The organism is Amycolatopsis sp. NPDC102522 (assembly GCF_055584485.1).
This window is the reverse complement of record NZ_JBVJLY010000010.1, coordinates 1-20,553: the sequence shown is the minus strand read 5'-3', so window position 1 is coordinate 20,553 and position 20,553 is coordinate 1. Positions and strand designations below refer to the sequence as shown.

Genomic DNA, 20,553 nt, shown 5'->3' with positions numbered 1-20,553 from the left:
TGCTCTCTTCAGGCTCCCGCAACCGTCGTCTACCGCCCTGACGGCGTTCGGGCCGGCCGTGGGGCTCGGTCATGTGTCGCCCTTCCGTGCGCGATGTGCCGTTACCGCGTCGATCCACGCCTGCAGGATCTCGACCGCGGCCGCCTGATCGACGACGGCACGAAGCTTGCGTCCCTTCACCCCACGCTGCGACAGCATCCTGGATGCCGTCACCGTGGTCAACCGCTCGTCGGCCAGCCGCACCGGTATCGGAGCGACCCTGGCGGCGACCTTGTCGGCATAGTCCAGCGCCGCTTCGGCCGCCGGGCCGTGACGGTCCTTGAGCGTCCTCGGCAGACCGACGACGACTTCGACCACGTCGTGTTCTGTGACGAGTTCGACGAGCTGGTCGACGTCCTTGTCGCCTGCCGCGTCGCGAGTGAGGGTAACGAGCGGGCTGGCGAGGATGGGGTCGGGATCGCTCAGTGCGATCCCGACCCGGACGGATCCGACATCCACGCCAAGCCGCCTGCCGCGCCCCGGATCGGACTCCCCAGGCCGATCCGGGCGCCGCCCAACGGCGTCGTCAGCCAACTTGGGCGACCGCCGCGCGCAGTGAGGCGATGGCCTGCTCGGCACCGGCCGGGTTGGTGCCACCGCCCTGAGCCATGTCCGGCTTGCCGCCGCCACGGCCGCCGATCGCCTCGGCGAAGGACGGGACGAGCTTGCCCGCCGCGATGCCCTTCTCCTGCGCCGCCTTCGTGGTGGCGACGACGAAAGCGACCTTCTCGCCCTGAGGCGCGAACAGCGCCACGATGCCGGGACGGGCGCCGAGCCTGCCGCGGATGTCCGAAGCCAGCGCGCGCAGACCGTTCGAGTCGACGCCCTCGCCGAGCATCTGGGCGACGACCGCGACCCCACCGATGTCCTCGGCCTTGTCCGCGAGCGAACCGGCCGAACCGAGCACCTGCTGCGTGCGCAGCTGCTCGATCTCCTTCTCGGCGTTCTTGAGCCGGGTGAGCACGTCGTCGATGCGCGACGGCAGCTGCTCCGACGGCACCTTGAAGGTGCTCGCGAGCTGCGAGACGAGCAGCTGCTCCTTGCGGACGTACTTGAGCGCGTCCGTGCCGACCAGCGCCTCGACGCGGTGCACGCCGGAGCCGATGGACGAGTCGCCCACGAGCTTCACCAGGCCGAGCTGGCCGATGCGGTCGACGTGGGTGCCACCGCAGAGTTCGCGGGAGTACTCGCCCATGTCGACGACGCGGACGTCGTTGCCGTACTTCTCGCCGAACAGCGCGACCGCGCCCAGTTCGAGGGCCTTGTCCTTCGTGGTGACGAAGGTGTTCACCTCGACGTTGGTCTGGAGGTAGTCGTTGACCTCCTCCTCGACCTCGGTCAGCACGTCGGCCGAGACGCCGCCGGAAGTGGTGAAGTCGAAGCGCATCCGGCCCGGCGAGTTCAGCGAACCGGCCTGCGCCGCGCGCTTGCCATACGCGCCGCGCACGGCCGCGTGGACCAGGTGCGTCGCGGAGTGGGACCGCTCGATCGAGAGGCGGCGGTGCTGGTCGACCGAACCGGTCAGCGTGCTGCCGAGGCCGACCTCGCCGTCGACGACCTCGACACGGTGCACGAACAGGCCCGGCACGATCTTCTGCACGTCGTGGACCTTGAGCTCGACGCCGTCGCCGAGCAGCACGCCGGTGTCGGCGACCTGGCCACCGCTCTCGGCGTAGAACGGCGTGCGGTCCAGGACCAGCTCCGCCTTCTTGCCCGCGACGACGCTGCGGACCGGGACACCGTCTTCCAGCAGCGCGACGACCTTCGCCTCGGCCTGCAGGTCGCGGTAGCCGAGGAACTCGGTCTCGCCGTGCTGCTCCAGCACCTTGCGGTACTCGGACAGGTCACCATGGCCGGTCTTGCGCGTCGCCGCGTCGGCCTTCGCCCGCTGCCGCTGCTCGTTCATGAGCGTGCGGAAGCCCTCTTCGTCGACGGACAGGCCCTGCTCGGACGCCATCTCGAGGGTCAGGTCGATCGGGAAGCCGTAGGTGTCGTGCAGCTGGAACGCCTTGTCGCCGGCCAGCAGCGAGCCACCTTCGCGCTTGGTCTCCTCTGCTGCCATGTCGAAGATGCGCGAACCGCTGGTCAGCGTGGAGAGGAAGGCCTCTTCCTCGGCGCGCACGACGTCCTCGATGCGGTCGAAATCGGCGACCAGCTCGGGGTACGTCGGGCCCATCGTGTCGCGGACGACCGCGGCGAAGGCGGGCAGCACCGCTTCGTGCACGCCGAGCAGCCGCGCGGAGCGGACGATGCGGCGGAGCAGACGGCGCAGCACGTAACCGCGGCCGTCGTTGCCCGGGGTGACGCCGTCGCCGATGAGCAGGACGCCGGTGCGGGCGTGGTCGGCGATGACCCGGAAGCGGATGTCGTCGGTGTGGTCGGAGCCGTAGCGGCGGCCGGAGAACTCCTCGGCGCGGCCGATCACCGGGCGGACGAGGTCGGTCTCGTAGACGTTCTCGACGCCCTGCAGGATCGTCGCGACGCGCTCGACGCCCATGCCGGTGTCGATGTTCTTCTTCGGCAGCTCGCCGATCGGCTTGTGGCCGTGCTTCGGGCTCTTGTCGCCCCGCACGTCCTGCATGAAGACGAGGTTCCAGATCTCGATGTAGCGGTCCTCGTCGACGACCGGGCCGCCCTCGCGGCCGTACTCCGGGCCGCGGTCGTAGTAGATCTCCGAGCACGGGCCGCCGGGGCCGGGCACGCCCATGTCCCAGTAGTTGTCCTTGCCGTCACGGGCCTGGATGCGCTCGCCGGGCAGGCCCGTGAGCTTCTTCCACAGGCCCGCCGCCTCGGAGTCGTCCTCGTAGACGGTCGCCCAGATACGCGCCGGGTCGAGGCCGTAGCCGCCTTCGCTCTGGGGCTTGGTGATCAGCTCCCAGGCCGCCTCGATGGCGCCTTCCTTGAAGTAGTCGCCGAAGGAGAAGTTCCCGGCCATCTGGAAGAACGTGTTGTGCCGCGTGGTCTTGCCGACCTCGTCGATGTCCGGCGTGCGGACGCATTTCTGGACACTGGTCGCGCGGGGGTACGGCGGCGGGGCCTCACCGAGGAAGTACGGCTTGAACTGGACCATGCCGGCGTTGACGAACAGCAGGTTCGGGTCGTCGAGGATCAGGGGCGCGCTCGGCACGCGCGTATGCCCCTTGTTCTCGAAATGGCTCAGGAAGCGCTGGGTGATTTCGTGTGTTTCCACGGGATCGTCCTTGTATACGGGCTCGCGCGAAGGCGCTGGAGGAATGCGGACAGGCTGGAACGGCGGAGGGCTCGGGCTTCGACAGTCGCGGACGCGACCCGATCAGCCCTCCGCCCGGCGAGCTCGCCGGGCCGGGCGCCGCGACGAGGCCGCGTGCCTGCCCGCAGGGCCTTCGGAGGCCGTGCTCAAACCGGTGCGTTCGGACACCATGTCGTGCAACTCCTGTTCCCGTTCGCTCATCCCGGCGCGGACCTCCGCGCCGAACGAACCGACGGCGCCCGCGAGTTCCCGCACGGCGTCGCCCAGGTTCGAGGCTATCCCCGCGGGCGTGGCCTGGCGAGCGGTTTCCGTCGCTTTGCGTGACAGGGCGACCCCGGCGACGACACCGACGCCGAGCCAGAACAGGCGCTTCACTTGCGGCCTCGCTTCGCCGGGCGCGCGGCCTTCGCTTCCGCCTTCTTGCGGCGGGCCTTGATGGCCTTGCTGAGGCCGTAAGACAGCGCGGCCGTCTTCACGAGCGGACCGCCGAGGGTCGCGGTGAACACCGACGTCAGCGCGGACACGTTGCCGGACATGGCCTGGGCGTTGGCCGTGATCCCGTCGACCCGCTCCAGCTGCGTGTTGACGTGCGTGATCGTCTCGTTCGCGCCGATCAGCAACGGGTCGGTGTTCTCATGCGCCTTGCGGATGGCGATCGTGGCCTCGTCCAGGGTCCGGCCGAGCTTGAACAGCACGATCGCCAGCAGCACGACGAGTACGACGAATGCTCCTGCGGCGATCAGCGCGGCGATCTGCCCTGCCGACACGGGCCCTCCTCAAGGGTCTGCGGTCTTTGGTGCCCGTGAGGTTACCGCCCCTCCAGCCGTTCAGCGGTGTCACCCCGCCGGACGGTCACTCAGCGCAGTGAAGTGGGCCGGAGAGCGTGGCGAACGCTGTTCGCCGCACAGACGACCTGTTCGGTTCTTGTGCCGTTCACATTGCTCGGCAAAGGTCGCGCGCATGCCTGAACTGTCACGCCGTACGTTGCTGGGCGCCACCGGCGCCGCGGCCGCCACCACTCTCCTCCCGCCGTCCGTGCACGCCGCCATGGCCGAGCCCATGCGCCGCGGCGGACTCGACGCCATCGAGCACGTGATCGTGCTGATGCAGGAGAACCGGTCGTTCGACCACTACTACGGCAGCCTGCGCGGCGTCCGGGGCTTCTCCGACACCCATCCGCTCGAACTGCCGTCGGGGAGATCGGTGTTCGAGCAGCCGAACCCGGCGGGCGGCACGGTGCTGCCGTTCTCGGTGCGCAAGGCGGCCGAACTGGCGGGCCGGAACGCCGACGACATCCAGTACCTCGGCGACCTCGACCACAGCTGGAACGGCAGCGGCAAGGCGTGGGCGCGCGGCTGGAACAACGGCTGGATCGCGGCGAAGACCCCCGCCACCATGACGTACTACGAGCGCCGCGACATCGCGCTGCAGTACGAACTCGCGGACACCTTCACCATCTGCGACGCCTACCACTGCTCGATCTTCGGCTCGACCAACCCGAACCGGAACTTCCTCTGGACCGGGACCACCGGCTTCGAACCGGGCAGCACGACGAACCGCGCGGTCTCGAACGCGGCGTACTCCTACGACCACCAGGGCTACGACTGGACGACCTACCCGGAGCGGCTCGAAGCCGCCGGGGTGCCGTGGCAGATCTACCAGGAGTGGGACAACTTCACCGACAACGCCGTCGAGTACTTCAAGCCGTTCAAGAAGGTCGGCACGAAGATCCTCGCTTCGGTCGAGGGGAAGTTCCGCACCACCGAGGAGTTCTACGACGAGCTGCTCAAGAAGACCCCGGAAGAGCGCACGAAGCTGCTGGCGCAGTTCGACGCCGGGGTCGCGAAGCTGACGCCCGCCGAGCGGAACCTGTTCAAGAAGGCCATGTACCGCGGCGAGCCGGAGACGCTGGTGACCCGGCTGAAGGCGGACATCCAGGCGCGGCGGCTGCCCGCGGTGAGCTGGCTGGTGCCGTCCGCGAAGGACTCCGAGCACCCCGGCGCGTCCACCCCGGTCGGCAGCGCGAACCTGATCTACCGTGTGCTCGACGCCCTCGCGTCCGATCGCGAAACGTGGTCCAAGACGGTGCTGCTGATCAACTTCGACGAGAACGACGGCTACTTCGACCACGTCCCGCCGCCGATGCCGCCCGGCAACGCGGCGAACGACGCGGACCACTTCAACGGCCAGCCGCTCGGTTTCGGCCCGCGCGTGCCGATGACGGTCGTCTCGCCGTGGTCGATCGGCGGCAACGTCGATTCCACCGTGTACGACCACACCTCGGTGCTGCGGTTCCTGGAGCGCTGGACCGGCGTCGGCGAGCCGAACATCAGCAAGTGGCGGCGGACCGTCGCGGGCGACCTCACGGGCGCCTTCGACTTCTCGCGCGGCGGACGCCAGCCGCGCGTGACCCGGCCGGGTCCGGTGCCCGCGCCGATCAGCCGCTGGCGGCCGTCCGCCCCGGCGGAGCAGAGCCTGCCCGTGGCCGAGCCCGGCAATCGCCCGGCGCGTCCGCTGCCGTACCAGGTCTCGGTGTCCGGCGTCGTGAGGTCCGGTTCCCTCGCGCTGTCGCTGGCGAACAGCGGCTCGTCTTCGGCGCATTTCGCGCTGTACCCGTACAAGGGCGAATTCGCCGAGCCCGCGCACCGCGACGTCCGTGGCGAGGCCGGTGAAAACGTGCCGCTGGCGGGTGACGAGTACCGCGTCGTCGTCCAGGGGCCGAACCGGTCGTGGTGGGAACTGCGCGGGACCCGGTCCGGTGCCGCCGCGGGCGTCGACGTCCGGACGCGGTTCCTGACGTGGCGTTCGGGTGTCGAGTTCAAGCTGTCCAACTCGGGCACTTCGGCGCTGACGCTGCGGCTGTCGTCTTCGCGGCTCACGCGGGTCGTGCGGGTCGGGGCCGGGCGTTCGGTCACGGTGGACTGGCCGGTTTCGGGCGGCTGGTACGACGTGAAGGTGACCGCGGACGGGGATCCGTCGTTCCTGCGGACGCTGACGGCACGGGTCGAAAACGGGCGGTCCGGCGTCTCCTGCTGAATTCCGCGAAGGCCTCCTTCCCTACTTTCAGGGTAGGAAAGGAGGCCTTCACGGCCTTAATCGGTTGCGGATGGGGCGCCGTTGTTCTTAGCGTCGCTTATGGCCGCTACTTTGCAGGAGCTTCGTTTCGCCGCGTACGACCCAGACGCGCTCGCGCGGTTCTGGGACGGACTTCTCGGCCGGGAAATCGACGACACCGGTTTCCGGCTGTGTTTCGTGCCGACGGAAGAACCGAAGACCCGCCAGAACCAGATGCATTTCGACCTGACGAGCGAGTCCCTGGAGGACCAGCGGCGGACGGTCGCGAAGGCGCTCGAACTCGGCGGCCGTCATATCGACATCGGCCAGCTTCCGGAAGAGGAGCACGTGGTGCTCGCCGACCCCGAGGGCAACGAGTTCTGCGTCATCGAGCCGGGCAACGGCTTCCTCGCCGAATGCGGTTTCGTCGGCGCGGTCGCGAGTGACGGTTCGCAGGAGGTCGGCTATTTCTGGAGCAAGGCGCTGGACTGGCCGCTGGTCTGGGACGAGGACCAGGAGACCGCGATCCGATCGCCGCACGGTGGCCCGAAGATCACCTGGGGCGGCCCGCCGTTCACTCCGAAGGCCGGCCCGAACCGGCTCCGTTTCGTCCTGAACGGTTCCCTCACGGAAGTCGAGCGGCTTGTTTCGCTCGGCGCGACCCGCCTCGGCGCCGAGGAAAACGGCCGGGTGGAAATGGCGGATCCCGACGGCAACGAGTTTTCTGTCGTAGTGCTTGGCTAGCCTCCGCCGTATGGACATGAGAGCCCTGGCCGAGGGCCTGGTCGCCGGAGAACGCTTCAGCGTCTGGGATCTGCGGGACGCCGGGCAGGACGATCTTCCCGAACTGCGCGAAATCCGGCGAACCGGGAATCAGGCGCTGCGCAACGCGGCACGCGCCTTGCTGTTCGCTTTGGGCGGCCCGGAAGCACTCGGCGAGTACGACCTCGGACTCGTCCGCCGCCTGATCCGGAGCAAGATCGCGGACGAGGTCCCGGTCGCGATGCGGAGTTGCGAGTTCTGGTACGCCATCCCGACCACGGACCAGGCGGCGGTGCTCGACGCGTTCGGCCTGTCCGATCCGGAGCCGGTGACGATGTCGCTGGGCACCGCGATCTGGAACCAGTACGACTTCGGCTCCGGACATCAACGGTGCGCCCGGGTCTACGTCAGCCCGGTGCTCGACGGATGGACGCTCGTCTTCGGCCGCCCGTCGGACGACCGGCACCCCGCGGACGTCACCGAAGAAAGCTCCTGGAGCATCGAGCCGCGCGAGCAATATCAAGCCATGCTCGCGAACGAGAAGGTCCGGCGCGGGGTGGATCGTGACAGCTGCGTCGCGCTGAGCCGCCGGTTCGGCGTGGCGCATTTGTACTGGCGCAGTCACGGCGACTCCACGACGTCGTGGTGCATCGCCGAAAAAGGCGGACTGGTCCGGTTCTACGACGTCTCCTCTCCCGAAGAATCAGTCGGCGAATTGGCGGCCGAAAACGGCTACCTGCTCCCCCACGAGGACACCCCGTTGCCCGAGGGCTGGGCCGACGACATCCAGCACACCGATAACCCCCTGGACTGGCAACGGGAATGGGTCCGGCGCTACCGCCGATTGAAGGCGGAACTCGGGATCCCGGACCACTGCGACGCCGACACGATCGCCGAAGCGATTTCGCTGCATCCCGGCAAGATCGGCCCGCACACCCGCGTCGAAGGACACGGGGTCATAGCACTCACCAGATGTGGTCGACAATATGGCCACCCGCGAACCCTGTTGCGGGGCCTGACTTACACGCCCGCGCCGGAACAGCCCTCACTCCTCGACGAAGACCAGACCTGACGGACCACAGGTACGCTCCGCCGTACGGCACAGGATGGAAATTGGTCTACACCTATTGACGCGCGTCAGGTCAGCGGCTCAAGCTGCTTTGACCGAGGGCCATCTTCCACTGTCGGAGGTTCGGCGTGCCAAGGAGAACCAGGAAACTACTCCCCCTGCTGGCGTCGCTCATCGCGCTGGCGGGACTCATGATCGTCGTCATCAGCCCGACCACGTCGAGTGCGGCAGGCCACGAGGACTGCCGTCCCGACGGGCTGTACCGGACACCCGGCGTCGACACCCCCTACTGCACCGTCTATGACACCAACGGAAGGGAATCCCTGGGAGAAGGGCATTCCCGCCGTGTGATCGGCTACTTCACCAGCTGGCGCACCGGGAAGAACGGTGCACCGGCGTACCTCGCGAGCAACATCCCGTGGACCAAGGTCACCCACCTCAACTACGCGTTCGCGCATGTCGACGCGCAGAACAAGGTGTCTGTCGGCGACCCGGGCCCGAACAACGAGTCCATCGGCATGGAATGGCCGGGCGTGCCCGGCGCGGAGATGGATCCGGCGTTCCCCTACAAGGGACATTTCAATCTGCTCAACAAGTACAAGAAGCAGTACCCGAACGTGAAGACGCTGGTCTCGATCGGCGGCTGGGCGGAGACGGGCGGCTTCCTGAACCCGGACGGCACGCGCAACGCGTCGGGCGGGTTCTACAAGATGACGCAAAACCAGGCGAGCATCGACGTCTTCGCGGATTCTGTCGTGAAGTTCCTGCGCGACTACGGATTCAACGGCGCGGACATCGACTACGAGTACGCGACGTCGGCGAACTACGCCGGAAACCCGGACGACTACTGGATCGCGCAGAGCAACCGCGGCACGCTTTGGGCGGGCTACGAAAACCTGATGCGCACGCTGCGCCAGAAGATCGACCAGGCCGGCGCCGCTGACGGCAAGCACTACCTGCTGACCGCGGCCGTCCCCGCGTCCGGCTGGCTGCTGCGCGGCCAGGAGGTCTACGGCGTCACGCAGTACCTCGACTACGCCAACATGATGAGCTACGACCTTCACGGCGCGTGGAACCAGTTCGCCGGGCCGAACGCGGCGCTCTACGACAACGGCAAGGACGCGGAACTCGCGCACTGGCAGGTGTACACGACACCGCAGTACGACGGTCAGGGCTATCTCAACACAGACTGGGCGTACCACTACTTCCGCGGTGCCATGCAAGCCGGCCGGATCAACATCGGCGTCGGGTTCTACACCCGGGGCTGGCAAGGGGTGTCCGGCGGGACGAACGGACTGTGGGGCACCGCTCCACTGCCGGACCAGAAACAATGTCCACCTGGTACCGGATCCCAGGTCGGTTCGACAGTGCCGTGCGGTAACGGCGCGGTCGGCATCGACAACCTCTGGCACGACATGAGCATGACGGGCGCCGAGGTACCGGCGGGCGCGAACCCCATGTGGCACGCGAAGAACCTCGAAAACGAGATCATCCCGGACTACCTGGAGAAGTACGGGCTGGACCCGAAGAAGAACCCGAAGGACCGGCTCTCCGGCACCTACGACCGGTACTACGACAACTCGATGGTGACGCCGTGGCTGTGGAACAACGACAAGAAGGTGTTCCTGTCCACTGAGGACGAAGAGTCTCTCGCCACGAAGGCCAAGTACGTGGCCGACAAGGGCATCGGCGGCGTCATGATCTGGGAGCTGGCGGGCGACTACGCCTTCGACAACGCCAAGGGCCAGTACTTCATGGGCGACACGCTGATCACGAAGATCAACGACGGCCTTCGCGGCGCCGCCCCGTACGGCAACTCGAAGTCGGGGCGTCCGGCGCCGTCTTCGGTGCTGAACGCGAACGTCAAACTGAGCGGATTCGCGCTGGGCGACGCGAACTACCCGATCACCCCGCAGATGCGCATCACCAACAATTCGACCACCACCATCCCCGGCGGTACGAAAATCGAGTTCGACTACGGCACGAGCGCACCCGGCAGCATGTCCGACCAGTCCGGCTTCGGCCTGGCCGTCACGAGCAAGGGGCACAGCGGGCCCAACTCCGGTGGTATGAAGGGAGACTTCCAGCATGTCGCGGTGACCGTACCGTCCTGGCAGAACATCGCCCCGGGTGCCACGGTCGAGGTCCGGCTGAACTACTACATGCCGATCGCGTCCCCGTCGAACTTCACGTTCACCTTCGGCGGGACGACCTACGCGATCGCGTCGGACAACCCGCGCGGCGGCGGCGCTCCGCCGACGACGACCACCACACCCACCACGACGACGGGTACGACGACCACGACACCCACCACCACGACCAGTCCGACGACGACCCGGCCGACCACCACCACGCCGACGACGACCACCACGGCGCCGTCGGACGCCTGGAAGCCGAACACCGACTACGCCACCGGTGCTCGGGTGACCTACAACGGCTCGGCCTACGTGTGCCGGCAGGGCCACCGGTCCCTGCCCGGCTGGGAGCCGCCGAACGTGCCTGCCCTCTGGACCCCCGCCTAGACCCCGGCAGCGCGCGTGACATGAAAGGGTCGTTCAGGACGAAAAATGTCCTGAACGACCCTTTCATGACACTCCGGGAAGCGAAGCCTCAGTAGCGCCCAGCGGTCAAAGTGTCGAAATCCGGGAAGTCCCCCGCCGGTGTCGCGCCGGTGAAGTTGCCGACCCACCCGCCGTCGTCGTGGAAGAACCGGACGGACACGTAGTCCGGCCGCGTCCCCATGTCGAACCAGTGCGTGGTGTTGGCGGGCACGCTCAGCAGGTCCCCCGCCTCGCACAGCACCGCGTGCACCTTGCCTCCGACGTGCAGATAGAACACCCCGGACCCACGGGCGAAGAAGCGGTCTTCGTCATCGTCGTGGGTGTGCTCGGCGAGGAACTTCTGCCGGGCTTCGGCGGCCTTGGCCGCCCAGCCGGGCTCGTCGGACGGCGTCATGCGGACGGCGTCCACGAACGTGTAGCCCTCGGCGGCCGAGACCTTGCCGATCGGCTCCTCGTAGGCGGCCAGCACCTGCTCCGGCGTCGCTTCGCGTGGCAGGTCCTCGACGAGTTCCCACCGTTCGAACCGGACACCGAGCCGCCCGAGTTCCCCGGTGATCACGGCCGGGTCCTCGGTCCTGAGCGCGATCTCGTCGGGCCGGTCGTCCGGCCACACGGTCAGCAGGGTCATCGCACTCCCCTTTCTCCACTGACGAGTCTTGTCTCTACCCGGAACCGGAGCAACCACTCCAAACATTCCAGGCGATGACGCGCGTGGCGCAGGTCATCTCCCCAGACGTAGATCCCGTGCCGCGCGACGATCACCGCCGGCGTGTCCGCCCGGAACCCCGCCTCGAACGCGTCGCCGAGGACGAGCATGTCCTGCCCGTTGGCGATCACCGGGATCGTCACCACGTCGTCGTGCGCGGAGCGGCCGAAGCCCTTGAGCATCTCCAGGTCCCGCAGTTCGACGCCGTCCGGCCAGTGCTCGGCGGCCACCACCGGCGCGAGCGCGTGCACGTGGATCACCGCGCCCGCGCCCGACACCGCCGCGATCCGGGCGTGCAGCCCGGCCTCCGCCGAGGGCACCTTGTCCGGATGCGGCTGGTCGGCGACGGCCAGCCCGTCCTCCCCCACCACCACGACGTCATCGCTGGTCAGCTCGCCTTTGTCCCGGCCGCTGACGGTGACGGCGACCCGCAGCGGATCGCGGCCGAGCACCACCGACAGGTTGCCCGAAGTGCCCCGCATCCAACCAAGCCCGGCGAACCGGGCGGATTCCTCGGCCAGCGCGCGTCCGGCGAGCTCCAACGTGGTCACTGTGGTCACTGTGGGGCGACCTTGATCTCGTCGAACGTCCGAATAGTCCGGTGCGTCCCGAAATCCGCGTCACCGAACGGCTCGCCGTCGCGCGCGAGGCCGACGGTCTGCCAGCCGTCGGCGGCGGCCCCGTCGAGTTCGGCCGGGACGTCGGAGAAGAACACGACATCGCCCGGCTCGGCCTCCAGCGCGGAGGCGATCGCCCGATACGACGGCGCCTCCCGCTTCGGCCCGGCGTTGACGGTGTCGAAATGCTTCTCGAACAGGCCGGTGACGTCGCCGTCGGTGGTCCGAGAGAACGACGCGATCTGCCCGGCGACCGAGCCGGAGGAGAACACCGCGAGCCGCAGACCGGACTCGTGCCACGAGCGCAGTGCCGGGGCGACGTCATCGAAGAACTCCGTCGTGAGGTCGCCGTCGGCGTACCCGCGCTGCCAGATGAGGCCCTGCAACGTCTTCAGCGGCGCGATCTTCTGGTCGGCGTCCATCCAGCCGTGCAGCACCGCCACGACGTCCACTGTGGACGCGTCCGCCGGGAGCCCGCCGAGTTCCTTGATCCGCACGACGGCGTCGACGACCTCCGGGTCGTCCGGGTGCCCGTCGATCAACGGACCCAGCCGCGGGCGCGCGTAGTCGTAGAGGGTCACGTGCACGTAGCTGGTGGCGGTCAGCGTGCCCTCGATGTCGAGGACCACCCATCGGGCGGTCAGCGTTGCGGTCACTGGTTCGCTTCCCCTTCTGCGTAGTACTCGTGGAGCCGCCGGGGTTCGAAGGCCCCGCGGTCGGTCACCACGGCGGTCACGAACCGCGGTGGTGTCACGTCGAAGGCCGGATAGTGGCCACGGACGCGTTCGCTGGCGACGCGGTGGCCGAGCGCGCTCAGCACCTCGTCGCCGTCTCGATATTCGATCGGCACGTCGGCGCCGGTCGGGGTGGCCTGGTCGGGTGCCTGGACCATCGCGTAGAACGGCACGCCGAACGCTTCCGCCGCGACCGCGAGCCCCAGGGTGCCGATCTTGTTGACGACGTGGCCGTCCATGGCGACCCGGTCGGCCGCGGTCACCAGCGCGCCGACCTCGCCCGACGAAAGGACCGCGGCGCCCATCCCGTCGGTGATCAGCCGGGTGTCCGCGCCCATCTCGGCGAGGGTCTCGGCGGTCAGCCGCGCGCCCTGCAGGTACGGCCGGGTTTCCGTGCAGAGGAAGGAGAGCTCCTTGCCCTGGCGCCGCGCGGCCAGCACCAGGTCGACCAGGTACAGGTCCGCCCAGCAATGCGTCAGCACGGTCGCCTTGTCCGGTACCAGCTCCGCCGTGTGCGCCCCCAGCGCACGGCTGCGGGACCGGTACAACTCGTCACCCGCGCGCGCCCCGGCCGTCGCGGCCTCGACGAGGTCGCCTGCCGATTTGTCTACTTCGGACAGTACGGCGGCGACGGCCTTGCGCAGATGGTTGTTCGTCTCGCGGGTCGCGACGATCCGTTCCCCCGCCCGCCGCAAGTACGCGCGAGGGTCGGTGAGACGGGAGGCCTCACGGGCGGCGAGCACCATCGCGCCCAGCGCGGCGAAGTACGGCCCGGACGACTGGGTGACCATGTCCTCGATGGCCACCGCGACCTCTTCCGAAGTCCGGCACAGCACCCATTCCCGTTTGAACGGGAAGACCCGGCGGTCGAGGATGTGCACACCTTCGTCGTCGAGGCGGACGCTTTCGGCGAGGATCGGCAACGTCATCAGCTGTACCCCGAAAGACACGGCGGGATGCCGTTGAGGAAGTGGTCGCCGACCTCTCGCGCCTTGTAGGTCACGGGGTCGTGCAGGGTCAGCGTGCGGGCGTTGCGCCAGAAGCGGTCGAAGCCGTACTTGGTCGCCGTCGCCCGCGCGCCGGTGAACTCGAAGACCTTGCTCGTGGTCTCGACGGCGGCCCGGCTCGCGACGATCTTCGCCGACGAGATGGCGATCGCGGCTTCGGCACGCTCGGCCGGTGTCAGGTCGAACCCACGCTCGTCGGCGTCGCCCAGCGCGGAGACCGCCGCGTCGACGGCGAAACCGGCCGCCCGCGCCGTCGCGACCAGCTCGCCGTATCCGGCCAGGGTATACGGATCCTGTGTCGCTTTGTCCACATCGGACAGTGTCCAGGCCCGCGCGGTCTCCCGTGTGTAGGCCGCCGCGGCATCGAGCGCGCCGAACGCGAGGCCGACGTATACCTGCGCGAGCATGAGCTGGAACCCGATCGCCGCCAGGGAGACACGGGGCACCTTCGGATCCGACTGGTCCTCCGGCTGGGCACCGAGGACGTCGTCGTGAGCGACCCGGACGGCCTCGAACCGCACCGCGCCGCTCGCGGTGAGCCGCTGGCCGATGTTGTCCCACTCACCAGGGAAAGTGATCCCGTCGGCGCGCGCGTCGATGACGAAGGTCAGCTTCTCGCCGTTGTCGGTCCTCGTCGCGCTGACCACCAGGCGATCGGCGACGGCCGCGCCGGTGGCGAAAGTCTTGGTGCCTTCGACGGTGAATCCGCTGCCGTCCGGGGTCAGGAGCAGGGCGGCGTCGAGCGGATTGCTGACGCCAGCCCAGAACCAGCCCGGTTCGCTCGCCGCGCGCGGCCCGAACAGGCCGGTGCGCCAGAGCTGCAGGTAGTGGTAGCCGAGCAGATGTCCGACCGACGCGTCCACGGCGGAGACGATCCGGGTGGCCTGGTTCGCGGCCGCCCAGCCGGCGGTGTCGAGCAGGGGCAGGAGCCCGGACTCGCGCAGCAAGCTGACCTCCTGGACCGGGAGACCTCCGGCGAGGTCGCGCTCGGCCGCGTCCGCTGCCAGGGTGCTCGCCAGCTTGAGTGCCGCTTCGCGCCACACGTCGATCATTCCGCCCCTTCCAACTCGACCACGGCGTCGAGCGCCACGCGAGTCGCCCTCGCCACCCCCTCGGCCACGACGTCGCGGTGCGGGTCGTAGGCCGACGGGTCGGGGTGCTCGGGCCGCGCGTCGCCGTCGATCACGAGCACACCACCGGCCCGCAGGCCGCGCAATGCCGCGAACACCAGCAGGGTGGAGAGTTCCATCTCAAGGGCGATCACCCGCGCGGCCAGGTAGTCGGCCATCGGGAGGGTGAGCACGAGCGGGCTGAACGCGGCCCGCGTCCACACCACGCCGCGATGCGCTTCCGGGGCCGCGCGGCTCAGCGCGACGACGGCCTCCGGGGTGGCGAACGCCGGGTACTCGGGGTGGATCAGCTGCTGGGTGACGCCGTCGTCCCGGACCGCCGCTTCGGCGATGACGAGGTCGCCGTCGGTGATCCCGTCGGCCAGCGAGCCGGCCGTGCCGAGCCGGAGGAACGTGCGGACGCCGGCCTCGGCCAGCTCGCCGAACTGGCACAGCGCGCCCGGGCCGCCGACGCCGTGCGAGGACACGACGACCGGGACGCCCTTCCAGGTGCCTGTGTAGCTGCGATATTCGCGGTTCTGCCCGACGAGGACGGCGTTCTCCAGCGACTCGGCCACCGCGGTGGCGCGGTCCGGGTCGCCCACGACGACGGCGCGGGGCGGCAGTCCGTGCCAGGGGATCTTGGTGATGGGGAGGACGTCGCTCACGCGGGCTGTCCCTTCTTGCGCTTGATGTTGGACAGGAACAGCGCCACGAGCGTGACGACGTACGGAGCGGCGTCGGTGGCCTGCTGCGGCAGCCCGATGCCCTGGAGCCGGAAGCCGAACGCCTCGGCGAGGCCGAACAGCAGCGCCGCAAGGAGCACGCCGAGCGGATGCGCGCGGCCCAGCATGACCGCCACGACGGCGATCCAGCCACGGCCGGCGGTCATGTTCTCGGCGAACAGCGTTACCGAGCCCAGCGCCAGTTGCGCGCCGCCGAGACCGCACAGCGCTCCCCCGGCGAGGATGACCCCGTAGCGGTACTTGGTCACGTTGACGCCGAGGCTGGACGCGGCCTCCGGGCGTTCGCCGACGCCGCGCAGCCGCAGGCCCCACGGATGCCGGTACAGCAGCACGGCGAGCGCGGGCACGGCCAGCCAGGACAGGTAGACCAGCAGCGATTGCCCCGGGATCGGGCCGAACTGGCCGAGGCCCTGGAGCGTGGGGTCGCTGAACGAGCCTTCGGTGCCGAAGACCGTGCGGATGAGGAAGCTCGTCAGGCCGACCGCGAGCAGGTTGCTCGCGACGCCGAGAACGATCGGGTCGCCGTCGAAGGTGATCGATCCGATCGCGAGGATCAGCGAGTACGCCGTCGCCGCGATGACCGCCACGACGACGCCGATCCAGGCGCTGCCGGTGTACCAGCTCCCGGCGACGGCGCCGAAGCAGCCGACCAGGAGCGAGCCTTCGAGGGAGACGTTGAAGACCCCGGCCCGCTGGCACAGCGCTCCCGCGAGCGCGGCGAACAGGATCGGCGTCAACGCGGTGAGTGCCGAGGAGAACAGGCTCGCGTCGATCATGCTCGCGTCGCCTTCCGTTTGAAGACCCCCGAAGTGGCCGCGAGGAAGATGATCAGCACCGCCTGCAGGACCGCGGTCAGCTCGCGCGGGACCTGGGTGGCGCGTTCCATGGCGAACCCGCCGCTGGTCAGCGCCGCGAAGAAGACCGCCGCGAGCAGTGTCCCGAGCGGGCTGGCCCCGGCGAGCAGCGCCGCGAGCAGGCCGATCCAGGTGTACTGCGGCGTGATCAGCGCGCCGTCGATGAACCGGTACGGGAAGCCGAGGACGGCGATCGCGCCGACCAGCCCGGCCGTCCCGCCCGACGCGGCCAGCAGCCGGACCGTGAGTTTCGGCCGGTCGATCCCGGCGTAGGCGGCGAACCGGGGTGCCCAGCCGGTCACCTTGGTCTCGAACCCGGCGGGCGTGCGGGCGTCGAGCACCGCGTAGACCGCGATCACCGCCACCACCAGGAAGATCCCGGTCGTCACGCCGTCGATTTCGGGCAGTCGTGCGCCTTCGGGCAGCTGCGGGCTCTGCGGCAGGCTGGAACCGGCGTCTTTCAGCGGGAACCGCACCAGGTATCCGGCGAGCGACATCGCCGGATAGCTCAGCAGCAACGTGCTGATCAGCAGCGGGACGCCGAAACGGTTCTCGCAGACAGCGGCCAGCGCGGCGTACGCGGCTCCGGCGAGAGTGCCCGCGAGCAACGCGAGGACCACCTTGACCGGCCCAGGACCGGGGACGTACAGCCCGACGGCGAGCGCGCTGATCGCGCCGAGCACCAGTTGCCCCTCACCACCGAGGTTGACCATGCCCGCGCGGAGCGGGATCGCGAGCGCGGTGGCCATCCCCGCGACAGGGACGGCGTAGGCGAGGGTGTCGCCGATGCCGTCGGGGCCGAACGCGCCGGAGACGATCGCGCCGTAAGCGGCCAGCGGGTCGGTTCCGGTGGCCAGCAACAGGATCGCGCCGAGTACGAGCGCCGCGGCGACCGGGACGGCGACGATACGCACGCGGGTCATCCGGCACCTCCGGCCATCGCCAGGCCGACCGTGTGCTGATCGGCTTCGTCCTTGGTGAACTCCGCGACGATCCGGCCTTCGAACAGCACCAGAACGCGGTCCGACAACGCGAGGACTTCGCTGAGCTCGGCGGAGATCAGCAGGACGGCGTGCCCGGCGTCGCGATGTGCGACGAGCCGGGCGTGGATGTTCTCGATCGCGCCGACGTCGACCCCGCGGGTGGGCTGCTCGACCAGCAGGAACGGGGCGTCGTGGGTGAGTTCGCGGCCGAAGATCGCCTTCTGCTGGTTGCCGCCGGACAGCGTGCCCATCGCGGCGGCGGGGCCGGACGCGCGGACGTCGTAGGCCTCGATGATCGCCGACGCGTGGTCGTCGATCGCCTTGCGGCGCAGGAATCCCTTGCGCGCCAAGGGCCGCTTGCGATGGAAGCCGACGGCGAGGTTCTCCCGGAGGCTCGCCGTGGGCGCCGAGCCGACCTCGGCGCGGTCTTCCGGAACGTGCGCGAGTCCGGCGTCCCTTCTGGCCCGAACCGACAGTCCTTCGAGGTTCTGTCCTTTGAGGACGATGGTGCCGCCGGTCTTCAGGAGGCCGGTGAGCGCGCCCGAGAGTTCGGCCTGACCGTTGCCCGCGACCCCGGCGACGCCGACGATCTCGCCTGCGCGCACGGCGATGGACACGTTGTCCAGCAACGGCTTTCCTTCCACACCGGGAACGGTCAGGGAACGGGCTTCGAGGATGATGTCACCGGGCGTCCCTGTCGGGTGGACGCGGTCGAGGTCGACTTCGCGTCCGGTCATCGCGGCGGCGAGCCCGGCGGCCGTCTGGTCCGCTGTGCGGCCGCGGGCGCTGACACGGCCGTCGCGCAGCACCGTGACATGGTCACTGACCGCGAGGACCTCCTGGAGTTTGTGCGACACCACCAGGATCGTGCGGTCTTCGGCGGCGAGCGCGCGCAGCATGCCGAACAGCCGCTCGGTTTCGGGCGGGGTCAGCACGGCGGTGGGTTCGTCGAGGATCAGGACCCCGGCCTCGCGGTACAGGAGTTTGAGGATCTCGACCCGCTGCCGGAGCCCGACAGGCAGGTCGCGGACCCGGTCGCCGGGCCGCAGCCGCAGTTCGTGCCGCTCGATCAGTTCGGTGACGCGGGCCGTCGCCGCCTTGCGGTCGAGCAGGCCGCGGCGGGTCGGTTCGCTGCCGAACACGACATTCTCGGTGACGGTGAGTTCGCCGAAGAGCGCGAACCCCTGCTGCACCATGCCGACACCGGCGTCGATGGCCCGCGCGGGCGAGGCGAAGGAGACTTCCTTGCCGTGCAGGGAGATCGTGCCCTCGTCGGGGCGGTGCAGACCGTAGAGCACGGACATGAGCGTCGACTTGCCCGCGCCGTTCTCGCCCATCAGGGCGTGGATCTCGCCCCTGCCGACGTCGAGGTCCACGTGGTCGTTCGCGAGCACTCCGGGGAACCGCTTGACGATCCCCCGGAGTGAGACGGCCTCAGGATTTGGCGGGGTCATCGACGACGATCGCGCCCGAGATGATCTGGTCCCGCAGTTCGCCGACCTTGGCCAGCACGTCGGGGTGGCTCGCGACGACGCACTGCGACGTCGAAGCGTCCGGCTCAAGCCCGGTCAGGGAGATGCCCTTCTCCTTGACGCCGTAGGACTTCGTCTCGCCGGTCTTGCCGCCGAGGATCGCGTCGACCCCGTCGCCGATGACGACGTTCGTGCGCTTGATGACGTTGTCCACGACCTGCCCCGGGCTGGCCGGGCACTGGTTGGCGTCGACACCGAACGCGAAGAACCCGCCCTGTTTGGCTGCCTCGAACACACCGAGGTTGCCCGCCGCGGAGGCCGCGCCCATGACGTGGTCGACGCCCTGACCGGCGAGCGTGGTGGCCAGCGCCTTCGCGCGAGCCGGGTCGTTGAACGGGTTCGCGCCGCCGATGAACAGCGGGGCCAGCGTGGTGCCGGGCTTGGCCTTCTCCGCGCCCTGCCCGAACGGGATCGAGTACCGGTGGAACTGCGGCGCGTCGAGGACGACCACAGCGCCGACCTTGCCGGTCTTGCTCAGCAGCCCGGCTTCGGCGCCGGCGAGGTAGCTGCCTTCGTGCTCGCGGAACACCGCGCAGGTGACGTTCGGGAACGGCTTGGTGGTGCAGGAGTCCACGAACAGGAACTTCTGCTCCGGAGTGCGCTCGGCCTCGGCCGCGATCGCGTCGGCGAAGTTGAAGCCGACGGCGACGATCACGGCAGGCTTCTCCCGCACCGCGGCCGAGAGGTTCTGCTGGATCGACGCCGGATCGGTGCTCTGGAACACCTTCTGCGTCCCGCCGTGCTTCTTGGCCGAGTCCTCGATGCCCTGGACGGCGAGCTTGAGGAAGTCGTTGACTCCGACCGGGCTCGGCGTGATCAGGACGAGCGCGGGCCCGGCGGCGTTCCGCGCGGCCGGATCCTTGGCCGAGGCGTTGCACGCGGCGAGGAGCGTGACGGCGGAAACGGCCATGACGGCCCGCAGGAGGGTTCTCGGCGACATGTCCCGGACTGTATGTCTCCGGTCCACGATATGGCACCAAGTCCCACCATGCGGGAGTGTGTAGGTCGTTATACGGCGCCCGGGTCGGCGTACCGCCAGCAGGTGGAAGCGCACATCTTGACCGGGGTCTGCGCGTCCAGGGAGCGAAGAGCACTCAAGTCACCTTTACCGTCTCGTGAGTGGTAAAGGTGATTCTGGCGGACTCATTACACTTATTGGCGGATAAGGCAAAAGTGTCATGCCATTGAGGCGTGTCCCCAATGCCACATTGGAGGCTTTCCAGAGTCGTAGGCTCGGCGTCATGTAGGCCCCCTTTAGGACAGTGACATAGCGCGGGCCTGGGACACCGGGAACCCAGTGGGGTGACATGAAAGGAACTTTCCCCGCATACAATGCGACGAAATTCCCCTTCACCCGCCCGACACGCCCGCCTTACCCCTCAATAGGTGGAATTAACTCAGCTCTCTTGTCACTTAAAATTACGAACACATGTTCGACTGAAGTGGCGTATCATGAAGGGGTGTCCGAGACTGTTCTTCCCGAGTTGCCGCAGGAGCTGTGGCGCGCCGGCAAGCTGGAGCTTGCGCATGGCGTGCAGCAGTTCCTGCAGG

18 protein-coding genes are annotated in these 20,553 nt (G+C 68.9%); 4 read left to right on the top strand and 14 right to left on the bottom strand.

Annotated features, from left to right (window positions below; translation table 11 throughout):
• Positions 1 to 69 precede the first annotated feature (69 nt).
• The 4 genes from ruvX to ACZ6YV_RS23270 form a co-directional block, all read right to left on the bottom strand.
• Positions 70 to 573 carry a Holliday junction resolvase RuvX gene (gene ruvX, locus ACZ6YV_RS23285; RefSeq protein ID WP_465511624.1) on the bottom strand — a complete coding sequence of 168 codons (504 nt, stop codon included), beginning with the start codon at positions 571 to 573 and terminating at the stop codon, positions 70 to 72.
• Positions 566 to 3,229, bottom strand: a complete 2,664-nt coding sequence (alaS, locus tag ACZ6YV_RS23280; protein ID WP_465511623.1) for an alanine--tRNA ligase — start codon at positions 3,227 to 3,229, stop codon at positions 566 to 568. The genes ruvX and alaS overlap by 8 nt, the downstream gene beginning before the upstream one ends.
• A gap of 102 nt (positions 3,230 to 3,331) precedes the next feature.
• A complete protein-coding gene (locus ACZ6YV_RS23275) occupies positions 3,332 to 3,643 on the bottom strand; it encodes a hypothetical protein (protein WP_378237757.1) in 312 nt (103 codons plus the stop codon).
• Positions 3,640 to 4,035 carry a DUF948 domain-containing protein gene (locus tag ACZ6YV_RS23270; protein ID WP_465511622.1) on the bottom strand — a complete coding sequence of 132 codons (396 nt, stop codon included), beginning with the start codon at positions 4,033 to 4,035 and terminating at the stop codon, positions 3,640 to 3,642. Before ACZ6YV_RS23270 ends, ACZ6YV_RS23275 begins: the two co-directional genes overlap by 4 nt.
• A gap of 193 nt (positions 4,036 to 4,228) precedes the next feature.
• Between ACZ6YV_RS23270 and ACZ6YV_RS23265 the strand changes: the two genes are divergently transcribed.
• From ACZ6YV_RS23265 to ACZ6YV_RS23250, 4 genes are all read left to right on the top strand, one after another.
• The gene (locus tag ACZ6YV_RS23265; RefSeq protein ID WP_465511621.1) at positions 4,229 to 6,304 is read left to right on the top strand and encodes a phosphocholine-specific phospholipase C; all 2,076 of its coding nucleotides are present in this window, start codon (positions 4,229 to 4,231) and stop codon (positions 6,302 to 6,304) included.
• A gap of 99 nt (positions 6,305 to 6,403) precedes the next feature.
• The gene (locus tag ACZ6YV_RS23260; protein WP_465511620.1) at positions 6,404 to 7,066 is read left to right on the top strand and encodes a VOC family protein; all 663 of its coding nucleotides are present in this window, start codon (positions 6,404 to 6,406) and stop codon (positions 7,064 to 7,066) included.
• A 10-nt stretch (positions 7,067 to 7,076) separates the two neighbouring features.
• The gene (locus ACZ6YV_RS23255) at positions 7,077 to 8,156 is read left to right on the top strand and encodes a hypothetical protein (RefSeq protein ID WP_465511619.1); all 1,080 of its coding nucleotides are present in this window, start codon (positions 7,077 to 7,079) and stop codon (positions 8,154 to 8,156) included.
• Positions 8,157 to 8,281: 125 nt separating this feature from the next.
• Positions 8,282 to 10,675 (top strand): chitinase C-terminal domain-containing protein, encoded by a 2,394-nt coding sequence (locus tag ACZ6YV_RS23250; protein ID WP_465511618.1) that lies wholly within the window; start codon positions 8,282 to 8,284, stop codon positions 10,673 to 10,675.
• Between the two features lie 88 nt (positions 10,676 to 10,763).
• Here the strand turns inward: ACZ6YV_RS23250 and ACZ6YV_RS23245 are convergent, their stop codons facing one another.
• Genes ACZ6YV_RS23245 through ACZ6YV_RS23200 form a run of 10 tightly spaced genes read right to left on the bottom strand, consistent with a single transcriptional unit; the run spans position 10,764 to position 19,942 of the window.
• Positions 10,764 to 11,342, bottom strand: coding sequence for a 1,2-dihydroxy-3-keto-5-methylthiopentene dioxygenase (locus tag ACZ6YV_RS23245; RefSeq protein ID WP_465511617.1), 579 nt, complete (start codon positions 11,340 to 11,342; stop codon positions 10,764 to 10,766).
• On the bottom strand, positions 11,339 to 11,971 hold the full coding sequence (gene mtnB, locus ACZ6YV_RS23240) for a methylthioribulose 1-phosphate dehydratase (protein ID WP_465511616.1): 633 nt from the start codon (positions 11,969 to 11,971) through the stop codon (positions 11,339 to 11,341). The genes ACZ6YV_RS23245 and mtnB overlap by 4 nt, the downstream gene beginning before the upstream one ends.
• Before the next feature lie 5 nt (positions 11,972 to 11,976).
• Positions 11,977 to 12,693: an acireductone synthase gene (gene mtnC / locus ACZ6YV_RS23235; RefSeq protein ID WP_465511615.1), complete on the bottom strand. Its 717-nt coding sequence runs from the start codon at positions 12,691 to 12,693 to the stop codon at positions 11,977 to 11,979.
• Positions 12,690 to 13,700, bottom strand: coding sequence for a s-methyl-5-thioribose-1-phosphate isomerase (locus tag ACZ6YV_RS23230; RefSeq protein ID WP_465511614.1), 1,011 nt, complete (start codon positions 13,698 to 13,700; stop codon positions 12,690 to 12,692). Before ACZ6YV_RS23230 ends, mtnC begins: the two co-directional genes overlap by 4 nt.
• On the bottom strand, positions 13,700 to 14,830 hold the full coding sequence (locus ACZ6YV_RS23225) for an acyl-CoA dehydrogenase family protein (RefSeq protein WP_465511613.1): 1,131 nt from the start codon (positions 14,828 to 14,830) through the stop codon (positions 13,700 to 13,702). Before ACZ6YV_RS23225 ends, ACZ6YV_RS23230 begins: the two co-directional genes overlap by 1 nt.
• Positions 14,827 to 15,555: a nucleoside phosphorylase gene (locus ACZ6YV_RS23220; protein WP_465511612.1), complete on the bottom strand. Its 729-nt coding sequence runs from the start codon at positions 15,553 to 15,555 to the stop codon at positions 14,827 to 14,829. The genes ACZ6YV_RS23225 and ACZ6YV_RS23220 overlap by 4 nt, the downstream gene beginning before the upstream one ends.
• Complete coding sequence (locus tag ACZ6YV_RS23215; RefSeq protein WP_465511611.1) at positions 15,552 to 16,409, bottom strand: ABC transporter permease; 858 nt, start codon at positions 16,407 to 16,409, stop codon at positions 15,552 to 15,554. Before ACZ6YV_RS23215 ends, ACZ6YV_RS23220 begins: the two co-directional genes overlap by 4 nt.
• Positions 16,406 to 17,410 (bottom strand): ABC transporter permease, encoded by a 1,005-nt coding sequence (locus ACZ6YV_RS23210; protein ID WP_465511610.1) that lies wholly within the window; start codon positions 17,408 to 17,410, stop codon positions 16,406 to 16,408. Before ACZ6YV_RS23210 ends, ACZ6YV_RS23215 begins: the two co-directional genes overlap by 4 nt.
• A complete protein-coding gene (locus ACZ6YV_RS23205; protein ID WP_465511609.1) occupies positions 17,407 to 18,924 on the bottom strand; it encodes an ABC transporter ATP-binding protein in 1,518 nt (505 codons plus the stop codon). The genes ACZ6YV_RS23210 and ACZ6YV_RS23205 overlap by 4 nt, the downstream gene beginning before the upstream one ends.
• Complete coding sequence (locus ACZ6YV_RS23200; RefSeq protein WP_465511608.1) at positions 18,905 to 19,942, bottom strand: BMP family ABC transporter substrate-binding protein; 1,038 nt, start codon at positions 19,940 to 19,942, stop codon at positions 18,905 to 18,907. Before ACZ6YV_RS23200 ends, ACZ6YV_RS23205 begins: the two co-directional genes overlap by 20 nt.
• Between the last annotated feature and the right edge of the window lie 611 nt (positions 19,943 to 20,553).